The sequence below is a fragment of the Streptosporangium sp. NPDC001681 genome (genome assembly GCF_040298085.1).
Classification (GTDB): Bacteria; Actinomycetota; Actinomycetes; order Streptosporangiales; family Streptosporangiaceae; genus Streptosporangium.
The window spans coordinates 1-25,017 of record NZ_JBEOZN010000098.1 but is presented as its reverse complement, the minus strand read 5'-3'; the positions used below and the strand labels follow the sequence as shown (position 1 = coordinate 25,017).

Genomic DNA, 25,017 nt, shown 5'->3' with positions numbered 1-25,017 from the left:
CATGACAACGCCGCGGAGCGGCCGCGCGTTCCGCGTTCGCTCAGCGTGGACGCATCTTCGGCGGAGACTCAGAACCACGCTCTCGCCGTACCCCGGGGATCAGCGACCACGGCGGCGGCGCAGACGCGCGGGCAGGCCCATGACACCCCAGGCGGCGACCCGCCAGAAGGCCTCGACCACGACGCCACGGCCCATCTTGCTGGTCCCGATGGTGCGATCCACGAAGGTGATCGGCACCTCGGTGACGCGCAGCCCGTTGCGGACCGTGCGCAGGGTCAGATCCACCTGGAAGCAGTAGCCCTGTGACTCGACGTCCTCCAGGCCGATTTTCTCCAGGGTGGCGGCACGGTAGGCACGGAACCCCGCGGTGGCGTCGCGGACCGGAAGGCCGAGCATGAACCGGGTGTAGACGTTGGCGCCGCGCGACAGGAACTCCCGCGAGGCCGGCCAGTTGACGACCTTGCCGCCGGGCACCCACCGGGAGCCGATCGCCAGGTCGGCCCCGTCGGCCAGCCTGTCCAGCAGCTTGGGCAGTTCCTCTGGCCGGTGGGAGCCGTCGGCGTCCATCTCCACGAGGACACCGAAGCCCTCCCCCAGGCCCCAGCGGAAACCCGCGATGTAGGCCGCGCCCAGGCCCTGCTTGCCTCCCGGCCGGTGCAGCACGTGGACGTGGTCGTCGTCGGCCACCAGCTTGTCGGCGACCGCCCCCGTGCCGTCGGGGCTGTCGTCGTCGACGACCAGGAGGTGCGCCTCGGGCACGGCCTCGCGCAGCCGCCGGGTGATCATCGGCAGGTTCTCCCGCTCGTTGTACGTCGGGACGATGACGAGCACCCGACCAAGCATCCGCTCCATCACGCGTCTCCCACCTGCTGATCGTCTTTTCGGATCACGGGGTGCCCCACGCTAGGCGTCCGGCGCCGCCAGGCGACGGCCAGCGCGCCCGCACCCACAAGTATCAAGGCCCATTCGGGCAGCGCGCCCACGCGTGTGGCGATGGTTTGCGCGGTCCTGACCGGGACTGTCAGGACGTTCATGGCGGGCACCAGTTCCCCGGTGCGCCAGGCGATCGAACCGCTCGGAGTCACATATGCCGATATACCCGTAATTGCGGAAGTGATCACTGCCCGATTGTGCTCCACGGCCCGCAACTGGGACATGGCGAGTTGCTGCGGCGGCAGATTGGTCAGCGCGTAGGTGGCGTTGTTGGTCTGCACCACCAGCGGCGAGGCGCCCGTCCTGGCGGTGTCGCCCACGATGCCGTCGAAGGCCACCTCGTAGCAGTTGATCGCGCCGATGGTCACCGGCCCCAGTCTGAGGTCGCCGTCACGGGTGCCCGCCACCGACTGCTTGCCGACCAGGGACGCGCGTTCGAACAGGGCCAGCACGAGGTCCTTGAGCGGGGTGTACTCCCCGAAGGGGACCAGTTGCTGCTTGTCGTAGTGGGCGCCGGGCCCGGTGACCGGGTCCCAGACCAGGCTGCGGGTCGCCCGGTTGTTCTCCCCGATCCCGACCACCGCGCCGACCAGGACGGGCACCCCGATGTCCTTGACCGCCGCGTCGATCTCGCTCCTGGCGAACTCGCTGCGCAGCGGGTCGATGTCCGTGGAGTTCTCCGGCAGCACGACCAGGTCGGGGCGGGGAGTCCTGCCCTCCCTGACGTCCCGCGCCATCTGGTGGAGCATCCGGGTGTGGTTGCCGAGGACCACGGCCGGCTCGTCGCCCAGCGGGTGCATGCCCCGGCCGGGGACGTTGCCCTGGATGACGCCGATGGTCACGTTTCTGCCCTCGTCGCCGTACCGGGGGACGGCCAGCGCCCCGGCCGGCACGGCCAGCGCCCCGGCGAGCGGCCACGCGACGGCCCGCCCCCAGCGCGGGCCCCGGGCCCCTTCCGGGGCCGAAGACGTGTGCGGTGCCCGGAGCGCGGGCGAAGCCGGGAACGATCGCGACACCGCCAGCGCGAGCAGGCCACCGCACAGGGCCACCGCGAAGCTCACCAGCGGCGCCCCGCCGAGTGCCGCGTACGGGGTGAAGATCGACTCACCCTGGCTGAAGGCCACCCGCGCCCAGGGGAACCCGCCGAAGGGGAACTCGCCCCTGGCCCACTCGGCCGCCACCCAGAGCGCGGCGCTCCACAGCGGCCACAGACGCAATCTGGCCACCAGGGCGGTGCCCGCACCCCAGGCGCCGTAGAAGGCGCTCTCCATGGCGACCAGCCCCAGCCAGGCATCGATGCCGATCGGGCTCACCCAGTACAGGCCGGGCAGCAGCAGGGCGAGCCCGGCCAGCAGGCCCAGCCAGGCGCCACGGCGCGGGCGGGTGCCGTGCACCGCCAGGACCGCCGAGGCCATGCCGAGCGGCGCGAGGAACCAGAGCCCGAGCGGCGGGAAGGCGAGGAAGATCAGCAGGCCACCGGCCACCACACCCGCGACACGGGCGGGCAGTTCCAGACGGGACGGGGGAGGCGAGGTCACCTCACCTGACGGGTCGTCCGTATCGGACGCCTCCGGCACCGGGGCGGCCGTCTTCTCCTGCACCACGGGCGGGGCTCCTTGCCATGTCGTACGGGCCGGTGACGCCCGGTCCTCCTAGCCCGAACGCTACCGCCCAGCGGGCACGCCCCCAAAAAGTTCCACGACATATTCCTCGCAAGCCCACCAGATCGCCCTGAAACCAGCAAACCACCCGGAGGGCCTCCATAACCGGCAACGGGGCGGTCCGGGGTGTCCTTCGACACCCCGGACCGCCCCGACGCTTGCGGCGCTCGCACGGGAGCGGGAAGAGAGCCCGGGCAACCCTTCGGACCGGTTCCGTCCCGTCGGCGGCGAGCGCGGATTGCCGTTGTCTACTGGGTGCCCGGACCCCTCCTGGGTCCAACCCCCCGCCCGGAAGGAGTGCCCCGCCTCGACGGACTGCCGGTCCTGCGTCTGGCTGAACGGACGGGGTCACCCCCGTCACGGGCGCAGGAAACGGCGATGTCGAAAGGCGGCCGACCGGCCAGTCCCGTGCTGGACTGGGCAGCAAACTACCGAGCCCAGCGCAGATGTCAACCGTGTCACTAACAGCGGAAACATCAAGTTTTCGCAGCTGGGACATGATCGACGAGAGCCGTCAATGGTCTCATGTGATCCGATGTCTCTCAAGTCGAGCGAGGGCATCGGGAAGCGGGCCGTCGTGCACGACGCCAAGCCGCTGGGTCGCGCGGGTCAACGCCACGTAAAGGTCGCTGGCCCCGCGCGGGGACTCGCCCAGGATCGACTCCGGTTCGACCACGATGACCGCGTCGAACTCCAGCCCCTTGGCCTCGGCGACGGTCAGCACCGCCACCTGGGCGTCCAGGGCGGCGGCCCCCGGACCGGCGACCGCGCCGTCGACGGAGCGGACCACCACCTCTCCGAGCTCCCGCGCGCGCGACTCAGGGACGATCACGACAAGTCGCCCACCCTCCACGATCTCGGCCTTGACCACGTCGCCGAGCGAGGCCGTCGGTGAGGCCGCCCACGGGCGCGCCCCGGTCTCCCTGACCGAGGCCGGGGCCTTCAGCGCCGGATCGACCAGGGTGAGCACGTCGGCGGCCACCGTCATCAGCTCCGCCGGGGTGCGGTAGTTGACGCTGAGGGTCTCCTCGCGCCAGCGCCCGGCCACGTAGGGGTCGAGGACCCGGCCCCAGGAGCGCGCCCCGGCCGAGGATCCGGTCTGGGCCAGGTCGCCGACGATCGTCATCGACCGCGTCGGGCAGCGTCGCATCAGCATCCGCCAGTCCATCGGCGACAGCTCCTGCGCCTCGTCCACGATGACGTGGCCGAAGGCCCAGCTGCGGTCGGCCGCGGCGCGCTCGGCGGTGGTCAGGAAGACGTCGTCGCCGAGGTGGCGGGCGGCGAACTTCTCGGCGTCCATGATGTCGGAGAGCCCGGTCAGCTCCAGGACCTCCTTGGCGTAGGCGAGCTGGTGCTGCCGCTCGTCGAGCGCGGCGGCACGCTGCGCCGCCTGCTCCTCCTCGGCCATCCAGGCCCCGGCCCGCAGCACCGCGGGGTCGATGTCGCCGAGCAGTTCGGCGGCCTCGTCCAGCAGCGGCACGTCGGACTCGGCCCACCAGCTCTCCCCCTTGCGGGGCGGCTCGCGCAGCATCAGCTCCCGCTCGGCCTCGCCGAACTCGGCGGCGGCGTGGTCGAGGCGCTCCCGGGAGGTGAACAGCCCGATCAGGAGCTGCTGTGGCGTGACGTAGGGCCACAGCCGGTTCAGGGCCGCCTTGACGGGCCGCTCGGTACGGAGCTCCTCACGGATGTCGGCCAGCTCGTCGTCGTCGATCATCCCCTTGCCCAGCTGCCTGGCCGCCTGGCGGGCGAGCGCGTTGAGCAGGTGGCGGACGAAGAGTGCGCGGGCCTCGTTGTGCGCCCGCCTGGAGCGGGCCGCCCTGTTGCGTGCCGCCTCCAGGACGTTGCCCTCCAGCCGCAGGGTGTAGCGGTCGAGGCGGATCTCGATCGGCTTGCGCGGCACCCGCTGCCGCTCGCGCACGGCCCGTGCGATGACCTGGGCCATCCGGGAGTCGCCCTTGAGCCCGGCCACCTCCGGGGACTCCTTGCGCCCGGGAACGACCCCCGGGTACAGCTCGGAGACCGTCGACAACAGCACGTCGGTCTCCCCCAGGGAGGGCAGTACCTGCTCGATGTAGCGCAGGAATGTCAGGTTCGGCCCGAGTATGAGCACCCCCCTGCGAGCCAGCTTCTCCCTGTGGGTGTAGAGCAGGTAGGCCGCGCGGTGCAGCGCGACCACGGTCTTGCCGGTCCCGGGACCGCCCTGCACGACCAGTACCCCGCCCAGGTCCGAGCGGATGATGCGGTCCTGCTCCGACTGGATGGTGGCCACGATGTCGCGCATCCGCCCGGTGCGCCGCGCGGCCAGGGAGGCGAGCAGGGCGGCCTCCCCGTTGAGGGTGGCCACGTCCTCGTCCGTGAGGTTGTCGAGATCCAGGAGATCATCGTCGATCCCGATCACCCTGCGGCCCTTGGTCTGCAGGTGGCGACGGCGGATGACGCCCATCGAGGCCGCCGGGGTGGCGCCGTAGAAGGGCTGGGCGACCGGGGCGCGCCAGTCGATCAGCAATCGGCGCTGATCGTCGTCGGCCATGCCGATGCGGCCTATGTAGAGGGAGGTGTCGTCGGCGTTGTCGAGCCGGCCGAAGCACAGGCCGTTCTCGACGGCCCACAGACGGCCCAGACGCTCGGCGTACATCCCGGCGAAGGTGTCGCGCTCAGAGCGGTTCTGGTGCGTGCCCCCGCTCCCTCCCTGCGCGAGGACGCCGTCCAGCTGCCGCTGGGTGCGCTCGCGCAGCAGATCGAGCCTCGCGTAGAGACCGGAGACGTACTCCTGCTCCTTGGTCAGCTCGATTTGACGGGTTGCCGTCGCTCCATTATCGTTGCTAGTAATGGGATACTCCGGACCATTGCGCTAGTTGTTATGACAAACCATCACCCTAGCAGGTCCGTTGAGAAGTTTACCCGCCCCTGCGCCATCACAGCTTTATTGCGACGGCTCCTGCCCGCTTGACGAGGATCCGCCGGGTTCCTTACATTCACTCGAAGTTAGGAAAGTTTCCTAACTTCGCTTCGCCGGTGAATGCGAGGACGCACGCGGAGGGCCAGTGAAACAGCCGACGCCGGGCACCCCCAGCCTGCTGCGCGCGATCAACGACCGCGCCGCCCTGCAGGCGCTGCTGGAGCGCGGCCCGCTGACCCGCCCGGAGATCGGCGCCCTCACCGGCCTGTCCAAGCCCACCGCCTCGCAGCTCCTCATCCGCCTGCAGGAGGCGGGCCTGGTCGTGCTCAACGGCATCCGCGAGGGACTGCCCGGCCGCACCGCCGAGGTCTACCGGCTCAACCCGGCCGCCGCGTACGCCGCCGCGATGGACGTCACGCGCGCGGGCATCGACGTCAGGGTCGCCGACATCACCGGCGCCGTGGTCGGCGAGTACCACCTGCCCACTCCCGGCCGCTCCGGCGGCGACGCGGTGGAGCGGGTCGCCGCCGCGCTGGAGGGCGCGGGCGCCCCGGCGACGCCGCGGTGCGCGGTCATCGGCGTGCAGGGCACGATCGACCCGGGCACCGGCAGGCTGGCCTACGCCACCAGCAGGGACATGCCCGGCTGGCACATCCCCGACCTGGTCCGCGCCCTCGGCGACGGCCTGGGCATACCGGTCGCGATAGAGAACAACGTCAACCTCGTCGCCCAGGCCGAGCAGGCGCACGGCGTGGGCCGGGGCCACCGGGACTTCGTGCTGCTCTGGGCCGACGAGGGCCTGGGCGCGGCGCTGGTCCTCGGCGGCCGGCTGCACCGGGGCGCCACCGGCGGCGCCGGCGAGATCGGCTACATGCCCACCCCCGGCGCGCCGACCGCCAGGGAGACCGGCCGCTACGCCAACCACGGCTACCAGGCACTGACCGGCGGCCCCGCGGTGCTCAAGATCCTCCGGTCGTACGGCGTGCGCGGCGGCGCCCCCGCGCAGGCGGTGCTGAACGCGGTGCGGGCCGCCGCCTCCACCGGCAGGCGCGCCGACGACGCCCGTGCCGGGCTGCGCGACATCGCCTCCCGGCTGGCGGTCGGGCTGGCCTCGATCACCTCGGTCATCGACCCCGAGATCATCGTGCTGACCGGCGGGACCCTGCTCGCGGGCGGCGACACCCTGCGCGAGCTCGTCGAGCACGAACTCCACGCGCTGACCATCCCCCGACCACCGCTGCTGCTGTCAACCGTCGAGGGCAATCCCGTCCTCGCCGGCGCGCTGGATCTGGCCCTCGCGACCGTACGCGACGAGGTCTTCGGCTCCACAGTCCCTTCTTGACCCTCCCGTGTACCCCCCACCCCCCAGGAGGCAGCCGTCGTGCACCGACGCTTTCTCACCCTCGCCCTCGCCACCCTGACGGCCGCCGCTCTGACCGCCTGCACCGCGGGCACGGAGGGCGCACCCACGCTCGGTTCGCGCCCCAAGCCCTCAGGCTCGGCCTCCGCCACCCTGCCGGCCTCGGCCATCGAACTGTGGCACGGATTCTCCGCGCCCGGCGAGGTCAAGGCGTTCGAAGACGCCATAGCCGGATTCCGTACGAAATTTCCCCAGATAACCGTCAAACTGGTCAAGGGCGTCCAGGACGAGCAGATCACCCAGGCGGTGCGCGGTGGGAAGGCCCCTGACGTCGCCTCCTCCTTCACCACGGACAACGTGGCCCAGTGGTGCCGCAGCGGAACGTTCCAGGATCTCACCCCGGTGATCAAGCAGGATGGCATCGACCTGTCCGTGCTGCCCGAGGTCTCGCGCTCCTACACCGAGTACGAGGGCAGGCGGTGCGTGATGCCCCTGCTCGCCGACGCGTACGGGCTCTACTACAACAAGGCCCTGATGAAGGGCTCCGCGCCGCCGAAGACACTCTCGGAGCTGACCGAGCTGACCAAGAAGCTCACCGTCCGCGACGCGGAGGGCAACATCAAGGTCGCCGGGTTCATCCCGAGCTTCTCGTACTACGAGAACTCCGCCTCGCACCTCGCCCCGATGGTCGGCGCCACCTGGTACAAGCCGGACGGCACCTCGGCGGTCGGCTCCGACCCGGCGTGGAAGGAACTGCTGCGCTGGCAGAAGGAGCTCGTCGACTGGTACGGCTACGACAAGCTGGAGAAGTTCCGCAAGAGCCTGGGCCAGGAGTGGTCGGCCGCCCACCCGTTCTACAAGGGCAAGGTCGCCATGGTCCTGGACGGCGAGTGGCGTAACGCCATGATCGCCAGTGAGGCCAAGGGCCTCGACTACGGCACCGCACCGCTCCCGGTCTCCGACACCAAGCCCGACCTGTACGGCAGCGGCTTCACCGCGGGCACCGTGATCGGCGTGCCCAAGGGCGCCAAGAACCCGCAGGCGGCCTGGGAACTGGTCAAGTATCTGACCACCGACACCTCGGCACTGGTCACGCTCTCCAACGCGTTGCGCAACGTGCCGACCACCAAGGCCTCACTGGAGTCGCCCGACCTGGACAAGGACGCGAACTTCCAGACCTTCCTCGACATCTTCGCCCACCCGAAGACGAGCACGGTCCCGGCGAACGTCAACAGCGCCTTCAACCAGGACACGGTGCAGGAGTTCCTCGGCCGGTGGGAGAAGGGGACGATCACCGACCTCGACGCCGAACTGGCCAAGGTCGACAAGCGTCTCGACGACAAGCTGAAGCTCTCCGGGGGCTGAGCCTCGATGAGCATCGTCCACGCGGCGCCGCCCAGGTGGCGGCGCCGTGAGGGCCTGGTGGCCCTCCTTTGGATATCGCCCTGGCTGGTGGGGTTCGCGGTGTTCTTCGCCTACCCCCTCGCGGCGACCGTCTACTTCTCCTTCCACCGCTACGACCTGTTCACCCTGGAGTTCGTCGGCCTGGACAACTACCGCTACTTCCTGGTGGACGACCGGGCCTGGGTCTCCATCAGGAACACGCTCTGGTTCACGGTCTTCATGGTCCCCGCCCAGGTGATCTTCGGGCTGGGCGTGGCGCAACTGCTCACCCGCCTCAAGGCGGGGGCCGGTTTCTTCCGGACCCTCTTCTACCTGCCCTCGCTGGTCCCGGTGGTGGCCGGGACCGTCTCCTTCGTGTTCCTGCTGAACCCCTCGGGTCCCTTCAACCAGTTCATCGAACTCTTCGGGATCACCGCGCCCGACTGGTTCGGCGACCCGAACTGGGCCAAACCCGGCCTGACCCTGCTGGCCATGTGGGGTATCGGCAACACCATGATGATCTTCCTCGCGGCCCTGCTCGACGTGCCCAAGCATCTGTACGAGGCCGCCGCGATCGACGGGGCCGGCGGGTGGCGGCAGTTCAGGAGCATCACGCTGCCGACGATCTCGCCGGTGCTGATGTTCTCGGCGGTCACCGGCGTCATCTACGCCCTGCAGTACTTCACCCAGGCGATGATCGCCTCCCGGGTCGCCGCCGGGGTCACCGACTCCCCCGGCAGTTCCTTCGTCCCCGGCTACCCCGAGCTGTCGACGCTGACGCTGGCCCAGTGGCTGTTCCACGTGGGCTTCCGCGACTTCAGCATGGGCTACGCCTGCGTGCTGGCCCTGCTGCTGTTCGCGGTCTCCACGCTCTTCACCCTCGTCCTGCTCCGCCGGTTCCGCGCGTTCGACCAGGGAGGAGACCGGTGACCACCCTGACCATGAAGCGCGCGGCGCCGGGTTCCCCCGCGCGCGGCCCGCGTACCCGCAGGGTCCTGTACTGGATCGCCACCCACGCCATCGCCGTGGCGCTGTCGCTGATGTTCGTCGCTCCGCTGGTGTTCGTGGCGCTGACCGCGCTCATGAGCACCGACCAGACGCTCACCGGCGACCTGTGGCCGGACACCTGGAACTGGGGCAACTTCGCCGAGGTGTTCACCAGGTCGCGGCTGCTGGCCTGGCTGGGCAACACGTTCCTGTACGCCGGGCTCGGCACCGTGTTCATGCTGCTGTCGTCGATCCCGGTGGCCTACGCGATGGCCCGCTTCCGCTTCCGCGGGCGCAGACTCGCCTTCCTCGCGGTCATCACGATGATGATGCTGCCGCCACAGGTCGTCGCGGTCCCCGTCTACCTCATCTGGGCGCGCCTGGACCTCACCGGCACGCTGTGGCCGCTGATCCTGCCGATGCTGTTCGGGGACGCCTTCTCGATCTTCCTGCTCCGGCAGTTCCTGGTCACGATCCCCAGGGAGTACACCGAGGCCGCCCGCGTGGACGGGTGCTCGGACTTCCAGACCCTGATCAGGGTGATCCTGCCGATGGCGCGTCCGGCGATAGCGGCGGTGGGTCTGTTCCAGTTCTTCTACTGCTGGAACGATTACTACGGTCCGTTGCTCTATGCCCAGATAAACGAGGAAAACTGGACGCTCTCCCTCGGGCTGGCGTCCTTCCGGGCACTGCACAGCGTGCAGTGGAACCTCACCATGGCGGCGACCCTGCTCGTCATGGCCCCGGTGATCATCGTGTTCTTCTTCGCCCAGAGGGTCTTCATCGAGGGCGTCACGCTGACAGGAGTAAAAGGGTGAAACTCGCCGTTGTCGGGGGCGGCTCGACGTACACGCCGGAGCTGATCGACGGGTTCGCGCGGCTACGCGACGAGCTTCCACTGACCGAGATCGCGCTGGTCGACCCGGACGTCCGCCGGCTGGAACCGGTGTCCGGCATGGCGCGCCGGATGCTGGCGCGGGCCGGGCATCCGGCCACGGTCGTCGCCACCACCTCCGTCGAGGAGGGCGTCGCCGGGGCGGGGGCGGTCCTGCTGCAACTGCGCGTCGGCGGCCAGGCCGCGCGGGACGTGGACGAGACCCTGCCCCTGGAGTGCGGCTGCGTCGGCCAGGAGACGACCGGGGCGGGCGGGCTGGCCAAGGCGCTGCGCACGGTACCGGTGGTGCTGGACATCGCCGAGAAGGTGGCAAAGCACGCGCCCGACGCCTGGATCGTCGACTTCACCAACCCTGTCGGCATCGTCACCAGGGCGCTGCTGGAGGCCGGGCACCGGGCCATCGGCCTGTGCAACGTGGCCATCGGCTTCCAGCGCCGCTTCGCCGCGAACCTGGGCGTCGCCCCCGAGCGGATCTCCCTGGGCCACGTCGGCCTGAACCACCTCACCTGGGAGCGGGCCGTCCACCTGGACGGAGTCGACGTGCTGCCGCGGCTGCTGGAGAGCCACGGTGCGGAGATCGCCGAGGACGTCGGCCTGAGCGCCGCGCTGATCCGGCACCTGGGCGTGGTCCCCTCCTACTACCTGCGCTACTTCTACGAGCACGACCTGGTGGTGGCCGAGCAGCGGACCAAGCCGTCGCGCGCGGCCGAGGTCTCGGCGATGGAGACGGCGCTGCTGGAGATGTACACCGACCCGGCCGTGGACACCAAGCCGGAACTCCTGGAGAAGCGCGGCGGGGCCTTCTACTCGGAGGCCGCGGTGGCGTTGATCGCCTCGCTGGTCGGCAACCGCGGCGACACCCAGGTGGTCAACCTGCGCAACGACGGCACGCTGCCGTTCCTGCCCGACGAGGCGGTCATCGAGGTCCCGGCCACGATCACCGCGGCGGGCGCGACCGCGCTGCCGGTGGACCCGGTGGAGCCGCTCTTCGCCGGGCTCATCGCCCACGTCACGGCGTACGAGACGCTGGCGCTCGCGGCCGCGCTGCACGGCGGCGAGGACCGTGTCGCCGACGCGCTGCTGGCCCACCCGCTGATCGGGCAGGCCGCACTCTCGAAAGAGCTGGCCCGGCGCCTGATCGAGGCCAACCGCGGGCACCTGTCCTGGGCGAACGCGTGAGGACGGTGCTGGCCGTCGACGGCGGCAACAGCAAGACCGACGTCGCGCTGGTCGGCGAGGACGGCTCGGTCATCGCCACCGGGCGCGGCGGCGCCTTCCAGCCGCAGACCACGGGGGTGGGGGCCGCGATCGACGTGATCGGCGACGCCGTGCGCTCCGCGCTCGGCGAGGGGGCGAGGACACCGTACGCCGACCACGTGGCCGCCTACGTGGCGGGCGCGGACCTGCCGGTGGAGGAGGACGCGCTCCGCGCGGAGATCCTCCTGCGGGGGTACGGCACGGAGGTGACCGTCGGCAACGACACCTTCGCGCTGCTGCGCGCCGGGGCCTCGGGCCCCGCGGGCGTGGCCGTGGTGTGCGGCGCGGGCATCAACGCGGTGGCGGTCTCCCCCTCGGGGGAGGTGGCGAGATACCCGGCCCTGGGGCGGCTCACCGGCGACTGGGGCGGTGGTCTCGGCCTCGGCGAGGAGGCGCTCTGGCACGCCGTACGCGCCGAGGACGGCCGGGGGCCCGCCAGCGCGCTGACCTCCGCGATCCGCGAGCACTTCGGCACCCGCACCGTCGAGGAGGTGTCCCTGGCCATCCACTTCGGCGAGCTGCCCTACGGCAGGCTGAACGAGCTGGTACCGGTGCTGATGGCCGTCGCCGCCCGGGGTGACGGGGTGGCCCGCTCGCTGGTGGCGCGGATGGCCGAGGAGGTCGTCGTGCTCGCGGTGGTCGCGCTGCGCCGCCTGGACCTGCTCGCCGTGCCGATGGAGGTGGTCCTGGGCGGCGGCGTGCTCACCGCCCGCGACCCGCTGATGAGCGAACTGCTCGAGCGGGGCTTCGCCGAGCGGGCCCCGCAGGCCAAGCCGATCGTCGCCGACGTCGCCCCCATCATGGGGGCCGCCCTCCTGGGGCTGGACGCCCTCGGCGCCACCGAGGAGGCCAGGGCCCGCCTGCGGGCCCACTTCCACGCCCTGACCTGAGACGCGCCCGGCTCACCCGTCCCCCTCCCGGAGATCGGTCCTCTCCCCGGCGTCGCATCCAGGTGCGGAGTTCGGTGAGAGGGCCGCCGGGTACCGGCTCTGCGGAGGCGGTGCTCCCCGCGCACGGTGCGGTCCCGGGCGTCTCCGCTCCGGGCCGTCCGGGAGAAGGTGACCGGGGAGCCCGTCGTCCCCGCGTGCGGTGCGGTCGCCTCTCCCCTGACCAGCCGTTACAGGTACTGGCCGGCTTCGGCTCCGTCCGTCTTCGACACCCGCACCGACACCACGTTGGCCAGGTTGACGACCATGCCGATCATCTCGGTCTCGAAGCCGTATCTCACCTGGGTCAGCACCAGGCTGCGCCGCTCGTCCAGAGCACGGGAGATCGCCTCCACCGCCTCGGACTCCCCGTCGAAATCCCCGCTCGTCACGGAGACGTCCTCACCCCCCACCGGGTGGAATCGGATGATCAGTACATCGTTGTCAGGCACAGCCGGCTCCTTTCGCCAGTGTCCACAGGAAGTACCTGCCCAGCGTCGAACGCTGTAGACAACCGTCGCCACCCGGGCTTCACGCGGAGGACCCGGCCGTCGCGGAGGTGCCCCGTTCCCATGCGGTGAAACGGAGATATCCGCGAGATGAATCACCTCATTGGAATTTCGCCGGTCATGTCATCCCATTCGTGTCATAAATATTTGGTATGACGTGGCGAAAGCCTTATTCGGGTGGCCCCCACCTGCATGATTATTACCACGGTAGCCATATGGCAAAGTTATAGAAACATGGAGGGTATTGCGGCCTCACGTCCATTGTCAGCCTTGTGCACGTCCAGGCTGCCAGGTCCCGCCGGTTCCCCGCGGCGGTGTCGCACGGTGCCGGTTTCGACCGGCCGCCCCGGCGCCGCACGCGTTCGACAGGTCGCGTCCAGGCACGTCCCCCCGGAGGCCAAGGAGGCCATTGTGGACGCCGAGAACACCCACCACCAGAATACCGGCAGCGAGAGCGGGGGCATCAGCCGCAAGACCCTGCTGAAGGCCGCTCTCATCGCCCCGATCCCGCTGCTGGTCGGCCAGGCTCCCGTGCTGGCCCGCGACGCGCAGCGGACGGACGGGCTGCTCGACCCCACCCCCTTCTGCGACGACGGCGACGACCCGACGATCGCCCAGACCGAGGGCCCCTATTTCAAGCCCAACTCGCCACGGCGCACCTCACTGGTCGGGCCCGGCACACCGGGCGTCCCGCTGACCGTCAGCGGCTACGTGTTCGGCCGCTCGTGCCAGCCGATCGCCAACGCGCTTCTGGACTTCTGGCAGGCGGACACCAATGGCGCCTACGACAACAGCGGATTCGGCTTCCGCGGGCACCAGTTCAGCGACGCCCAGGGCGCGTTCAAGCTGACCACGATCGTTCCGGGCCTGTATCCCGGACGCACCCGGCACATCCATGTCAAGGTCCAGGCCCCGAACCGGCCGGTGCTCACCACCCAGCTCTACTTCCCGAACGAACCGCGCAACAGCACCGACACGATCTTCGACCCGTCACTGGTCATGACCGTGCGCACGGTCGGCTCCGGCAGGGAGGCGACGTTCGACTTCGTGCTCAACATCGTCGGCACCCCGTCGCCCAGCCCGACGCCGACCACGAGCCCCCCGCCGGGCGGGACGTGGCAGGCCGGAACGAACTACAAGGCCGGCGACCAGGTCACCTACGGCGGCGTGACCTACCGCTGCCTTCAGGGACACACGGCCTACGCCGGATGGGAGCCGCCGAACGTACCGGCCCTGTGGCAGCGCGTCTGACGCACCGACCGGCCGACGTGACCGGCGCCCCCACCTCCGCTCGTGGACGCCGTGTCGCCGTGGCCCGGGAGCCCGGTCCGGCCTCTCCCCGGACCGGGCATCCCGCCCGAGGTCTCCCGGTCAAAGTCCGACGCGCTTCTCCCGGCGTTCGATCGACTCCGCGACCCGCGCGTAGACGGCCAGCAGAAGGTCCCAGAAGCGGCCGACGTCAAGCGAGGTGCCGACCAGGGCGTTGGGGGCGCGGCCCCGGAGGTTGAAATCGGTCACGGTCATTCCCGAGGTGAAGCGGCCCGCCGTCTCGACGTCGACGACCGCGGGTTCCAGGGTGATCAGCGACGGGTCGATCAGGTGGGCGACCGCGCAGGCGTCGTGAATCGCGGGCCCGTCGTCGGCGGTGATCATGCCGTAGAACCGCACGCACGGGATGAGCAGGTCGGTGCCGAGCCTGCCCATGGCCGCCATTCGGGCCGCCACCGCCTCCGTGGTCATGGCGGCACGGCTCACGTTAAGGCCGATCATGGTCACCGTCCAGCCCGCGCCGAAGACGATCGCGGCGGCCTCCGGGTCGGCGGCGATGTTGAACTCGGCCGCCGGGGAGAAGTTGCCCCAGGTGTACGACCCGCCGAGGATGGTGAGCCCCCGCGCCCAGTCGACGATCCTCGGTTCCCTGAGCACCGCGAGCGCCACGTTGGTCAGCGGGCCGATGGCGACCAGGGTCACCTCGCCCGGGTCGGCCCTGAGCGTCTCGACGATGAAGTCGACGGCGTGCCCGGCGGCCGGCGGGAGCGTCGCCGGAGGCAGCAGCGCGTCCCCGAGACCGGAGCCGCCGTGCACGTCGGCCGCGTCCACCCGGGCGCGCAGCAGGGCGCCCGCGCTGCCCGCGGTGACCGGTACATCGCCGAACCCCAGGAACTCGCGGAGCCGCAGCGCGTTGTCCGTGGTCCTGGCCAGGTCGACGTTGCCGCCGACCGTGGTGATCCCCAGGACCTTCAGGTCGGGGCTCCCGTGAGCGAGGGCGAGCGCCAGGGCGTCGTCGATCCCCGGGTCACAGTCAATAATGATCTTCCTAGCAGACACCCGTTCAGCTTGGATTAACTACCCCATGCCCGGCAAATCGGTACTTAGTAACCTGCGCCCACGGGGCTCAGGCGCGCTCGTCGGGCTTACCTGCCTCCGTACCGGCCGGCTCCGGGGGACGGTGCTCGTACGGCGTGCTGAGCACGACCGTGGTGCGGGTGGAGACGTTGGCGGCGGTGCGGATCTGGTTCAGCAGTTCCTCGAGCGCGATCGGCGAGGCCACCCGGACCTTGAGGATGTAGCTCTCGTCCCCGGCCACGCTGTGGCACGCCTCGACGGCGCTCAGGTGGGCCAGCCGTTCCGGGGCGTCGTCGGCGGCGGCCGGATCGATCGGCTTGATGGACACGAACGCGGTGAGCGGCAGCCCGATGGCGTCGTAGTCGACCAGCGCCGCGTAACCCCGCAGCACCCCGCGCTTCTCCAGCCTGCGCACCCGCTGGTGCACCGCCGACACCGACAACCCGGTCTCCCTGGCGAGATCGGTGAAGCTCATCCGGCCATCCCTGGCCAGCAACGTGACGATACAGCGGTCGATCTCCTCCATCCGGTAAACGGTAACGGCACCGGAGAGCACACGCATCGCCCGGACGTCACGGCACGGTCCCAACCCACGGGCAATCTCGCGACCCGGTTCCCGCGGCGGCCGGATCAGAACGTACAGTCGCGAAATGAGCAACCTGGAAACGGATCCGCGGGAGTCGGCGTGCGGTGGCCTCGCGGACGTGGTGGCGGAGCCGGTGACCGAAGTGCTGGCCGGCCGAGACGTGGTGCTGGGCGGCCCGCGGGCGATGAAGGTCACCAGAACCCTGCCGAACCGGGACATCAGAATGGTCGGCGCCTGGTGCTTCGTCGACCACTACGGCCCGGAGAAGACGACGATGAGCGTCCCCCCGCACCCGCACACCGGGCTGCAGACCGTCAGCTGGCTCGTGGAGGGCGAGATCCTGCACCGCGACAGCGTCGGTAGCGAGCAACTGATCAGACCGGGCCGGCTCAACCTGATGACCGCGGGACGTGCCATCTCCCACTCCGAGGAGTCGGCCGCCGAGGCCGCCCTGCACGGGGTCCAGCTGTGGGTGGCGCTCCCCTCCGCCGCCCGCGAGACGGCTCCGGCCTTCGAGCACCACCCGGTGCTGCCCGAGCTGACCCTGCCGGGCGCCAGGGTGACCGTCATCATGGGCGAGCTGGGCGGCGTCACGTCACCGGCGACGATCTACACCCCGCTGGTCGGGGCCGAGGTGAGGCTGGAGGCCGGCGCGGCGATCTCCGTCCCGCTCCGTCCCGGCTTCGAGTACGCCGCGCTGGCCCTGTCCGGCACCGTGCGGGTCGACGAGACGGACCTGTCCCCCGGGCCGCTGCTCTACCTGGGCAGCGGGCGTTCGGCGCTGGCCATAGGGGCCGAGGATGCCGGTCGGCTGCTGCTCATCGGCGGCGAGCCGTTCGAGGAGCGGATCGTCATGTGGTGGAACTTCGTCGGCCGCAGCCACGAGGAGATCGCCAGGTTCCGGCAGGAGTGGATGGAGGGCGAGGAGTTCGGCACGGTGCCCGGCGGCGCCGCCCCGCTGCCCGCTCCCGAGCTTCCCCTGACCACCCTGAAGGCTCGCGGACGCCGCCGCTAGCGGACCGGCCCCGACCCCGCGCGGGACGGTCCCGCCCCTCACCAGGCCCTGTGCCGCGCCCCCCCTGGCCCGCGGCTCTTGCCGTGGCGGGGACCACCGGTCAGGCCGCGCCTCCCGACACGGAGGAGGGAGCCGCGGCGATCGACGACAAGGCGGCGAGACGGCGAGGCCCCGCGCCTCGCCGGAGCCACACACGTGGCTCCGGCCCGGACCGGAGGATGCGAAGCTGATACGACCCGCGCCACGGGAGCGGTGCGGGTCCATGACCGGTTCTGCCTGGGAGGTAAGTCGTGTCTGACGAGTTCGACGTGGTGGTTGTGGGCGCGGGCCCGGCGGGCGAGAACGTCGCCGACCGCGCGGTCAGGGGAGGGCTGACCGCCGCGATCGTCGAGAGGCACCTGGCCGGCGGCGAGTGCGCGTACTGGGCGTGCATCCCCAGCAAGGCACTGCTGCGCCCGGTGGAGCTGGCCGCCGAGGTCGCCCGGGTACCGGGCCTGACGCTGGGCCCGATCGACACCGCCGCCGTGCTCGCCCGGCGCGACGAGGCGGTGTCCCACCTGGACGACAGCGGCCAGGTCGAGTGGATCAGGAGCGTGCCCGCGGAGTTCGTCCGCGGCCACGGGCGGCTGGACGGCCCGAGGCGGGTCGCGGTGACCGCGCAGGACGGCTCGGTCCGCACGCTGACCGTCAGGCACGCGGTCGTGCTGGCCACCGGCAGCGGTGCGGTCGTCCCGCCGATCCCCGGCCTGGCCGAGGCCATGCCGTGGACCAGCCATGAGGTGACGGCGGCCAGAAGCGTCCCCAAGCGGCTGGCCGTGCTGGGCGGCGGCGTGGTGGCCTGCGAGATGGCCCAGGCCATGCACGGACTCGGGGCGAGAGAGACGACGGTGCTGGCACGCGGCGGACTGCTCGGCAGGATGGAACCGTTCGCCGGGGAACTGGTGGCCGCCTCGTTCACCGGGGCGGGCATCACGGTGCGCGAGGGCGTCCAGGTGACGAAGGTCGAGCGGCCCAGGCCGGGGGGCCCGGTCACGCTCCACCTGTCCGAGGGCCCGCCCGTCGAGGCGGACGAGCTGCTGGTGGCCACCGGCAGGCGCCCCGCCACCGGCGACCTGGGCCTGGAGAGTGTCGGCCTGGAGGCCGGGCGCTCGGTGGAGGTCGACGACAGCATGCGCGCGACCGACGTCCCCGGCGGCTGGCTGTACGCGGTGGGCGACGTCAACGGCCGCGCCCTGCTCACCCATATGGGCAAGTACCAGGCACGGCTGTGCGGCGACGTCATCGCGGCACGGGTCAAGGGCGAGCCCGACGACCTGCCGGGAATGCGCGACGTGGCGGACGGCTACGGCGCGCCGCAGGTCATCTTCACCGACCCGCAGGTGTGCGCGGTCGGCCGGACCGAGGCACAGGCCCGCACCGAGGGGTTCGACGTCCGCGTGGTCGAGTACGACCTGGGCAGGGTGTCGGGAGCCTACCTGCAGGGCGACGGCTACCGCGGCATGGCCAAGGCGGTGGTGGACGAGCGGCGCCGCGTCCTGCTGGGAGTGACCTTCGTCGGCCCGGCCGTGGGCGATCTGCTGCACGCCGCGACGATCGCCGTCACCGCCGAGGTGCCCCTCGACCGGCTCTGGCACGCGGTGCCGTCCTTCCCCACGGTCAGCGAGATCTGGCTGCGGCTGCTGGAGACGTACGGGCTCTAGCGGGGTTGTGCCGGAGGCTCCGGCTCGGGCGGGGTGTCCCCGGTGATCTCGTCGACCCGCAGAGCACCCCGGGGAGGGGCGTCCACCTCGTGGCAGACCCAAACGCGGTGCGCCCCGTCCCAGTAGACGACGCGCCACCCCGGCTCCGCCGGGGGCAGCCATTGAAACTCCTTTGGCCTTCTCTGTCCGGTGAGCTGAGGTGTGGGAGGAGACGGTGCGCAGTGTCGGGGTTCGGTCCCGTGCCGATGGCGGCCTTCCTGGTATCGAGGAGCTGTCGATCATCCCCTGAGGATAAGCTAACCGTCATCAATCGATTGCGGTGAGTGAAGGGTGGGAGTGGGGTGGTGCGGATTCATCAGGCCTACCGCTATGCCCTCGCCCCCGCTTCCGCGCAGGCGGCCTGGTTGTTTTCGCATGGTGGGGCGGCGCGGTTCGCATTCAACTGGGCGCTGCACCGGGTCAAGGCGGCACTGTCACAGCGGGAGGCGGAGAAGAGCTACGGGGTGTCCGCCGAGTTGCTGACCGAGGTGCCCTGGTCACTGTACGCGTTGCGCAAACTGTGGAATGCGGCTAAGGACAGCGTCGCGCCCTGGTGGGGCGAGAACTCCAAGGAGGCCTACAACAGCGGCCTGGAGGCCCTGGCCCGGGCGTTGAGGAACTGGGCCGACTCCCGCGCCGGCAAGCGCCAAGGAAAGAAGGTCGGCTTCCCCCGCTTCAAGTCCAAGCACCGCACCGCCCCGGCCTGCCGGTTCACCACTGGCACCATCCGCGTCGAACCTGATCGCCGGCACGTCACGTTGCCGCGGCTGGGCACGATCCGCACGTGTGAGTCCACCCGTAAGCTCGCCCGTCATCTGGAGCGCGGTACGGGCCGGATTCTGTCGGCGGCGGTCCGGTTGGAGGGGGGCCGGTGGTTCGTATCGTTCACCTGCGAGATCGACCGTGCCGAGCACACCCCGGCCCGGCCGGGGACGGTGGTGGGGGTGGATCTGGGGGTCAAGGCTCTTGCCGTGCTGTCCACCGGCAGGGTCGTCGACAACCCCAAGCACCACCGCTCGGCGTTGCGGCGGTTGCGGCGGCTGAACAAGCAACTGGCCCGCCGAGCCGGGCCACGCATCCCCGACGGAGGCCGCTGTGAGCCGTCGGCTCGCTGGCGCAAGACCAAGGCCGCGCTGGGTAAGGCACATGCCCGCGTCGCCCGGCAGCGACGCGACGGCCTGCATCAGCTCACCAGCAGGTTGGCGGCCACCTATGGCACGGTCGTGGTCGAGAACCTCAACGTGTCGGGGATGCTCGCCAACCGGCGCCTGTCCCGCGCGGTGGCTGACGTGGGGATGGGTGAGGTGAGACGGCAGCTCGCCTACAAGACCGGCTGGAGCGGTGGCCAGTTGGTGGTGGCCGATCGCTGGTATCCGTCCAGTAAGACGTGTTCGGGTTGCGGCGCAGTGAAAGCCAAGCTCGCCCTGTCCGAACGCACCTTTGAGTGCACCGGGTGTGGTCTGGTCCTGGATCGGGATCTGAACGCCGCCCGTAACCTGGCCGCCCTCGCGGCCGACGTCGCCCAGAGTCGCGGGGAGACGCAAAACGCCCGCCGAGGAGCGGTCAGACCCGGCACCCGTGCCGGGCACGCACCGGTGAAACGGGAACCCCGGCCACGGGGAACGCCGCTGCGGCAACGCGGCGGCTCGCTGGTTCTCACCGACAAACACTGAGAATCAGCGAACGGATCAGGGACGATGTCGCCGCGCAGGCGGCCGACCACGTCTACGCCCGGCTGGATCCCGGCGTCCCGCCCGGCGCCGGCGTCGCCGACGCCGTCCATGGCGCGAGCCTGGCCCTTCGCGAGCGATACCCCGGCCGGCCGGACCTGTGGGCCGCCATCATCCACACCGGCCCCCAGAACTCCGGCGGCGCCTCGGGGTGACGACCGGGATCCTCCGTCCGGGCCTGAGCTCACCGCCCGGCCGGTCGGGACGTCACGCCCGGTCGCTCCTGGCGAGGGCGCGGGAGATGACGAGGCGCTGGACCTGGTTGGTGCCCTCGACGATCTGCAGGACCTTGGCCTCCCGCATGTAACGCTCGACCGGGAAGTCCTCCACGTAGCCGTAGCCGCCGAGGACCTGTACCGCGTCGGTGGTGACCTTCATGCACATGTCGGTGGCGAAGAGCTTCGCCATCGCCGCCCGCGTGCCGTAGGGCCGGCCCGCGTCGCGCAGCCGGGCGACGTCCAGGTAGAGGGCGCGGGCGGCGGCGATCTGGGTGGCCATGTCGGCGAGCATGAAGCCGACGCCCTGGAAGTCGATGATCCGCGAGCCGAACTGGCGGCGCTCGGCGGCGTACGCGGTGGCGGCCTCGAAGGCGGCCTGCGCCACGCCGACGGCACAGGCGGCGATACCGAGCCTGCCACCGTCCAGTGCGGCCATGGCGATCCTGAAGCCCTCCCCCTCGGCGCCCAGCAGCGCCTCCGGCCCCAGTCGCACCCCGTCGAAGCGGACCTGGGCGGTCGGTGACGACCTCATGCCCATCTTCCGCTCGGGCGCGCCGAACGACAGCCCCTCCGTCCCCGCGGGCACATGGAAGCAGGAGATGCCGCGCGCGCCGTCGGCCGAGGTACGGGCCATCAGCGTGTAGAAGTCGGCGGCGCCGCCGTGGGTGATCCAGGCCTTGACCCCGTCGACCGTGTAACCGTCCTCGCCGGGAACCGCCCGGGTCGCCAGCGCGGCGGCGTCGGACCCCGACTGCGGCTCCGACAGGCAGTAGGCGCCCAGCCACTCACCGCCCAGCATCCGGGGAAGCAGCGCGGCGCGCTGCTCGGCGGTGCCGTAGGCGGCCACCGGGAAACACGACAGGGTGTGAACCGACAGGCCGAGCCCCACCGCCAGCCAGCCGGCCGCCAGCTCCTCGATCACCTGCAGGTAGACCTCGTACGGCTGTGCCGCCCCGCCATGCTCCTCGGGGTAGGGCAGGCCGAGCAGTCCCGCGCGGCCCAGCGTGGTGAACACCTCCCGGGGGAAGCGCTCGGCGGACTCGTCGGCCGCGGCCCGGGGGGCGACCTCCTTGCCGATCAGGTCGCGGACCAGGTCCAGCAGGTCATGGGCGTCACCGGTCGGCAGAACGCGCTCAACGGTCATCTGAATCCTTCCAACGTGGAGACCCCGCCCCTGGGCTCGGGGGGAGGGGATCGCATCCGCGTGCTCCAGGTCCTGGCGCGGACGACGAAGGTGGGTGGCCGGGGTCGCCGGCCACCCCGATTCTGGCACCCGCCGGACGACCGCGGCTCCACCCCGGGGCGCGACCGGACAGGGGCCTGCTGAGGTACCCGTCAGACGACCACGAGTTCGCGAGTGCGGTGGTTGACCCGCTCGCCGCCCTCCTCCGTGCAGATGAGAATGTCCTCGATGCGGGCGCCGTGTGCCCCGGGCAGGTAGATGCCCGGCTCGATCGAGAAGGCGAAACCGGGCGCCAGCGGCTCGGCGTTGCCCGCGACGATGTAGGGCTCCTCGTGGGTCTCCAGGCCGATGCCGTGGCCGGTGCGGTGGATGAAGTAGTCGCCGTACCCCTCGGCCGCGATCACGTCTCGCGCGGCGGCGTCGATCGCCTCGCACGGGACCCCGGGACGCACGGCGTCGCAGGCCGCCTGCTGGGCGTGCCTGAGCACCTCGTAGTACTTCAGGAAGCCCGCCGGAGGCTCGCCGATGGCATAGACGCGGGTGGAGTCCGAGCAGTAGCCGCCGGGCATCTGACCCCCGATGTCGACCACGATCGGCTCGCGCTCCCTGACGATCCGGTCCGACAGCTCGTGGTGCGGGCTGGCGCCGTTGGGACCGGAGCCGACGATGACGAAGTCGACGGTGGAGTGCCCGGCCGCGATGATCGCCTCGGCGATGTCCCTGCCGATCTCCCGCTCGGTCCTGCCGGCCCGCAGGAAGCCGGGCACCTGGGCGTGGACGGCGTCGATCGCGGCGCCCGCCTCGCGCAGCGCCGCCACCTCGGCCGGGCTCTTGCGCATCCGCAGCCCGCGCAGGACCGTCCCGGCGAGCACCTGCTCGGCTCCGGGGATCGCATCGCGCAGGCGCAGCGACTGCATCGCCCACATCCGGTCGGCGAGGCCCACCTTTCCAACCGTGCCCAAACGCCCGCCGACGACCGCGTACGGGTCGTCGGTCTCGTCCCAGGGGACGAACTCCACGCCGAGCCTGGACGCCGGAGAGCGCTCGGCAGCGGGCAACTCCAGGCGGGGCACCATCAGGAACGCCTCACCCACGACCGGGAGCACCAGGCAGGTGAGCCGCTCCAGCGGCAGCGCCTCATAACCGGTCACGTAACGCAGGTCCGGGCCTGGCGTGAGCAGCAGCGCGTCGAGCCCGGCGGTGGCGGCGGCCTCGCGGGCGGCCTCCAGGCGGGTCACGGGATAGAGATCAGAGGACTCCGTCGTCACACCGACCAATCTAATCCCGGACGGAGCGGCGATGCATCCGGGAGCGGCCCCAGGACCGAAACTCAGGAAAAGGAAGGTACGACGGCAGCCCCGTCACTACAATCCGTTGAAGTACGATCACATTTTGTTGGCAAAATGTCCGCAAAGCCATACATTCCGAGAGCGAGCTACATGGTCGGCGTAGTGGGCGGCCACCAGCCCCCCCTCCCCCCACGAAACGACCAGGTGACCGGTTCGGCTCCGTCGATCGCCGCTGAGATGGCGCAGCGGTTGTCAGACGACCCGGACGAGCACATGGACGTGGAGCGGCAACTCCTCAACACCCGCCTGGCGCACGCGGAACGCCTGGGCGATATGGGCTGGACCGAGTGGAATCTTCAGACCGGAGAGTCCACCTGGTCCGATCAGGTGTACACCATATTCGGCCGAGATCCCGGCGACGGCCCGATTCACCTGCGCGACCTGGCCGGCCACGTCGAGGCGACCGATCGTCCCGACCTCGACCTGCGTCTGTGGTCCGTCATGCACCGGGCCGAGCCCGGCGAGGTCGAGTTCCGCATCCGCCGCCACGGCGAGCTCCGCCACCTTCGCGCCGTGCTCGACCCCGTCGTGACCGGCGGTCACGCCGCCGTGCACGGTGTCGTCCAGGACATCACCTGCCGACGTCGCGCCGAGCGCATCATGGCCGAGTCGCGGAGCAAGCTGCTGCGGGTCCGCGAGCAGGCCGAGCAGGAACACCACATGAGCCTCGCGCTACGCGAGGCGATAATGCCCGGCCTGGGAGAGACCATCGACCTGCCGCACGCGCGCATCGCGGTCCGCTATGTGGCGGCGGACGCCAAGCCCAGCCTCGGCGGCGACTGGTACGACGCCGTTCCCCTGCCAGACGACAGGGTGCTGCTGGCCATCGGCGACGTGGCCGGGCACGGGATGCCCGCGATCTCCCAGATGGTCCAGCTGCGGCACGCCCTGGTCGGCCTCGCGATGACCGGCCACTCCCCCGACCGGCTGCTGGCCTGGCTCAACGACTTCGTGCTGCACCGGATGCCGGAGACGACGGCGACCACGATCGTCGGTCACCTCGACCCGGCCACCAGGATGTTCACCTGGGGACAGGCCGGGCACCCGGCACCGATCCTGGTCCGCGAGGGGACCGCCACCCAGCTCGACCCGCCCGCCGGGGTGCTGCTGGGCGCCACCCCGGACGAGCCGTACGAGCTGGCCGGGGTCGAGCTGCGGGAGGGCGACCTGCTGCTGCTTTTCACCGACGGGCTGGTGGAGCGGCGCACCCGGGACATCGACGAGGGCCTGGCGCTGACCATGGAGGCCGCGGCCCTGCTGAGGGGGGATCCGAACGACGGGCTCGATCAGCTCATCGAGGTGATCGGCGGCCCCAATCCCGAGGACGACACCTGTGTTCTGGCCATCGGGGTGCTCGGCTGATTGGTTAAATGGTCGCCATGCCCGGCCTGATGCTTCTTGACACCCCGTCGCTGTACTACCGCGCCTTCTACGGGATTCCCGAGTCGATGACCTCGCCCGAGGGCATGCCCGTCAACGCGGTGCGCGGCGTCATCGACATGATCGCCATGCTGGTCCGCCGGCACTCTCCCCACGAGCTCGTGGCCTGCATGGACGCCGACTGGCGCCCCGCCTTCCGGGTGGCGGCCATCCCCACGTACAAGACCCACAGGGTCGCCGAGGACGGTGCCGAGGAGACTCCGGACACGCTCGCCCCGCAGGTACCGGTGATCGAGCAGGTGCTCGACGCGGTGGGCATCGCCCGCATCGGCGTGCCCGGCTACGAGGCCGACGACGTGATGGGCACGCTCACCGCACGGGCGAGCGGCCAGGTCGACGTCGTCACCGGCGATCGCGACCTGTTCCAGCTGGTCGACGACTCCCGGCCGGTCCGCGTTCTCTACACCGCCAGAGGGGTCAAGAACCTCCAGCTGGTCGACGAGGCCGCCGTCGCCGAGAAGTACGGCATCCCCGGCCGCTCCTACGCCGACTTCGCCACCCTGCGCGGCGACCCCAGTGACGGCCTGCCGGGCGTGCCGGGGGTGGGCGACAAGACCGCGGCGGCTCTGATCACCCGGTTCGGCTCCCTGGAGGCGCATCC

At 70.9% G+C, this 25,017-nt stretch carries 20 protein-coding genes; 12 read left to right on the top strand and 8 right to left on the bottom strand.

The window, feature by feature from the left end:
• Positions 1–99: 99 nt before the first annotated feature.
• From ABT130_RS33830 to ABT130_RS33820, 3 genes are all read right to left on the bottom strand, one after another.
• Complete coding sequence (locus ABT130_RS33830) at positions 100–852, bottom strand: polyprenol monophosphomannose synthase (protein WP_350962424.1); 753 nt, start codon at positions 850–852, stop codon at positions 100–102.
• Positions 852–2,537, bottom strand: a complete 1,686-nt coding sequence (lnt, locus tag ABT130_RS33825; protein ID WP_350962422.1) for an apolipoprotein N-acyltransferase — start codon at positions 2,535–2,537, stop codon at positions 852–854. The genes ABT130_RS33830 and lnt overlap by 1 nt, the downstream gene beginning before the upstream one ends.
• Before the next feature lie 580 nt (positions 2,538–3,117).
• On the bottom strand, positions 3,118–5,379 hold the full coding sequence (locus tag ABT130_RS33820; protein ID WP_502992234.1) for a HelD family protein: 2,262 nt from the start codon (positions 5,377–5,379) through the stop codon (positions 3,118–3,120).
• A 259-nt stretch (positions 5,380–5,638) separates the two neighbouring features.
• Here ABT130_RS33820 and ABT130_RS33815 point away from each other — a divergent pair, with 259 nt between their 5' ends.
• Genes ABT130_RS33815 through ABT130_RS33790 form a run of 6 tightly spaced genes read left to right on the top strand, consistent with a single transcriptional unit; the run spans position 5,639 to position 12,265 of the window.
• On the top strand, positions 5,639–6,835 hold the full coding sequence (locus tag ABT130_RS33815) for an ROK family transcriptional regulator (protein ID WP_350919350.1): 1,197 nt from the start codon (positions 5,639–5,641) through the stop codon (positions 6,833–6,835).
• 39 nt (positions 6,836–6,874) lie between these two features.
• A complete protein-coding gene (locus ABT130_RS33810) occupies positions 6,875–8,218 on the top strand; it encodes an extracellular solute-binding protein (RefSeq protein WP_350962416.1) in 1,344 nt (447 codons plus the stop codon).
• A 6-nt stretch (positions 8,219–8,224) separates the two neighbouring features.
• Positions 8,225–9,166, top strand: coding sequence for a carbohydrate ABC transporter permease (locus ABT130_RS33805; RefSeq protein WP_350962414.1), 942 nt, complete (start codon positions 8,225–8,227; stop codon positions 9,164–9,166).
• Entirely contained in the window at positions 9,163–10,041 is an 879-nt protein-coding gene (locus ABT130_RS33800) for a carbohydrate ABC transporter permease (protein WP_350919341.1), read from the top strand. Before ABT130_RS33805 ends, ABT130_RS33800 begins: the two co-directional genes overlap by 4 nt.
• On the top strand, positions 10,038–11,297 hold the full coding sequence (locus ABT130_RS33795; RefSeq protein ID WP_350962411.1) for a 6-phospho-beta-glucosidase: 1,260 nt from the start codon (positions 10,038–10,040) through the stop codon (positions 11,295–11,297). Before ABT130_RS33800 ends, ABT130_RS33795 begins: the two co-directional genes overlap by 4 nt.
• Entirely contained in the window at positions 11,294–12,265 is a 972-nt protein-coding gene (locus ABT130_RS33790) for an N-acetylglucosamine kinase (protein WP_350962409.1), read from the top strand. The genes ABT130_RS33795 and ABT130_RS33790 overlap by 4 nt, the downstream gene beginning before the upstream one ends.
• Before the next feature lie 227 nt (positions 12,266–12,492).
• Here the strand turns inward: ABT130_RS33790 and ABT130_RS33785 are convergent, their stop codons facing one another.
• Positions 12,493–12,753, bottom strand: a complete 261-nt coding sequence (locus tag ABT130_RS33785) for a hypothetical protein (RefSeq protein WP_350919333.1) — start codon at positions 12,751–12,753, stop codon at positions 12,493–12,495.
• A gap of 468 nt (positions 12,754–13,221) precedes the next feature.
• On the opposite strand from ABT130_RS33785, the gene ABT130_RS33780 reads away from it, so the two are divergent.
• Entirely contained in the window at positions 13,222–14,061 is an 840-nt protein-coding gene (locus tag ABT130_RS33780; RefSeq protein WP_350962406.1) for a dioxygenase family protein, read from the top strand.
• A gap of 120 nt (positions 14,062–14,181) precedes the next feature.
• Here the strand turns inward: ABT130_RS33780 and ABT130_RS33775 are convergent, their stop codons facing one another.
• Together ABT130_RS33775 and ABT130_RS33770 are read right to left on the bottom strand one after the other, a co-directional pair.
• Complete coding sequence (locus tag ABT130_RS33775) at positions 14,182–15,138, bottom strand: nucleoside hydrolase (protein ID WP_350962403.1); 957 nt, start codon at positions 15,136–15,138, stop codon at positions 14,182–14,184.
• A gap of 67 nt (positions 15,139–15,205) precedes the next feature.
• On the bottom strand, positions 15,206–15,682 hold the full coding sequence (locus tag ABT130_RS33770) for an Lrp/AsnC family transcriptional regulator (protein ID WP_350919324.1): 477 nt from the start codon (positions 15,680–15,682) through the stop codon (positions 15,206–15,208).
• Between the two features lie 124 nt (positions 15,683–15,806).
• Here ABT130_RS33770 and ABT130_RS33765 point away from each other — a divergent pair, with 124 nt between their 5' ends.
• The 3 genes from ABT130_RS33765 to tnpB all read left to right on the top strand — a co-directional run bounded on the left by ABT130_RS33765 (position 15,807) and on the right by tnpB (position 20,169).
• Entirely contained in the window at positions 15,807–16,757 is a 951-nt protein-coding gene (locus tag ABT130_RS33765) for a pirin family protein (protein ID WP_350919321.1), read from the top strand.
• 290 nt (positions 16,758–17,047) lie between these two features.
• Positions 17,048–18,457 (top strand): dihydrolipoyl dehydrogenase family protein, encoded by a 1,410-nt coding sequence (locus ABT130_RS33760; protein ID WP_350962401.1) that lies wholly within the window; start codon positions 17,048–17,050, stop codon positions 18,455–18,457.
• Positions 18,458–18,801: 344 nt separating this feature from the next.
• Entirely contained in the window at positions 18,802–20,169 is a 1,368-nt protein-coding gene (tnpB, locus tag ABT130_RS33755) for an IS607 family element RNA-guided endonuclease TnpB (RefSeq protein ID WP_350962398.1), read from the top strand.
• A 264-nt stretch (positions 20,170–20,433) separates the two neighbouring features.
• On the opposite strand, the gene ABT130_RS33750 is transcribed toward tnpB, so the two are convergent.
• Both ABT130_RS33750 and ABT130_RS33745 read right to left on the bottom strand, forming a co-directional pair.
• Complete coding sequence (locus ABT130_RS33750; protein WP_350962395.1) at positions 20,434–21,588, bottom strand: acyl-CoA dehydrogenase family protein; 1,155 nt, start codon at positions 21,586–21,588, stop codon at positions 20,434–20,436.
• A 191-nt stretch (positions 21,589–21,779) separates the two neighbouring features.
• Positions 21,780–22,895: a M24 family metallopeptidase gene (locus ABT130_RS33745; protein WP_350962393.1), complete on the bottom strand. Its 1,116-nt coding sequence runs from the start codon at positions 22,893–22,895 to the stop codon at positions 21,780–21,782.
• A 225-nt stretch (positions 22,896–23,120) separates the two neighbouring features.
• Here ABT130_RS33745 and ABT130_RS33740 point away from each other — a divergent pair, with 225 nt between their 5' ends.
• On the top strand, positions 23,121–24,338 hold the full coding sequence (locus ABT130_RS33740) for a PP2C family protein-serine/threonine phosphatase (RefSeq protein WP_350962391.1): 1,218 nt from the start codon (positions 23,121–23,123) through the stop codon (positions 24,336–24,338).
• A gap of 8 nt (positions 24,339–24,346) precedes the next feature.
• The coding region (locus ABT130_RS33735) for a 5'-3' exonuclease (protein ID WP_502992233.1) at positions 24,347–25,017 on the top strand (671 nt) is incomplete at its 3' end.